Annotated in this window: 1 pseudogene; it reads right to left on the reverse strand. The window is 66.7% G+C overall.

Going from position 1 to position 720, the window contains the following annotated elements:
- Positions 1-720, reverse strand: a pseudogene (locus K6I34_RS37705) (2-oxoacid:ferredoxin oxidoreductase subunit beta); the annotation flags it as partial.

A 720-nucleotide genomic window follows, 5' to 3' on the forward strand; every position in this document is an offset into this window, starting at 1 on the left:
GCGGGAGAGGGCGAAGGCGGTGACGGGGGAGGTGGTGTGGGCGTCGTGGACGAGGACGGTGCTCGTTGTCCTCGGTGATGTCGGCGGTGTGGAGGTCGCCGGTGGCGGGGTCGCGGAAGACGCCCTTGGTGTGGTCGGTGCCGAAGCGGATGGGCTGGCCGTGTTCGAGGCGGATGACCGCTTCCTGGGCCTTTTCTTTGTCCTTGAGGTTGTCGAAGGCGCCGTCGTTGAAGATGTTGCAGTTCTGGTAGATCTCGACGAGGGCGGTGCCGGGGTGTTCGGCGGCGGCCTGCAGCACGCTGGTGAGGTGCTTGCGGTCGGAGTCGACGGTGCGGGCGACGAAGGACGCCTCGGCGCCGAGGGCGAGGGAGACCGGGTTGAACGGTGCGTCCAGGGAGCCCATCGGGGTGGACTTGGTGATTTTCCCGACTTCGCTGGTGGGGGAGTACTGGCCTTTGGTGAGGCCGTAGATGCGGTTGTTGAAGAGCAGGATTTTGAGGTTGACGTTGCGGCGGAGGGCGTGGATGAGGTGGTTGCCGCCGATGGAGAGGGCGTCGCCGTCGCCGGTGACGACCCAGACGGAGAGGTCGGGGCGGCTGGAGGCGAGTCCGGTGGCGATGGCGGGGGCGCGGCCGTGGATGGAGTGCATCCCGTAGGTGTTCATGTAGTACGGGAAGCGGGAGGAGCAGCCGATGCCGGAGATGAAGACGATGTTCTCGC

The organism is Streptomyces sp. UNOC14_S4, from assembly GCF_020740835.1.
In the GTDB taxonomy this organism is placed as follows: domain Bacteria; phylum Actinomycetota; class Actinomycetes; order Streptomycetales; family Streptomycetaceae; genus Streptomyces.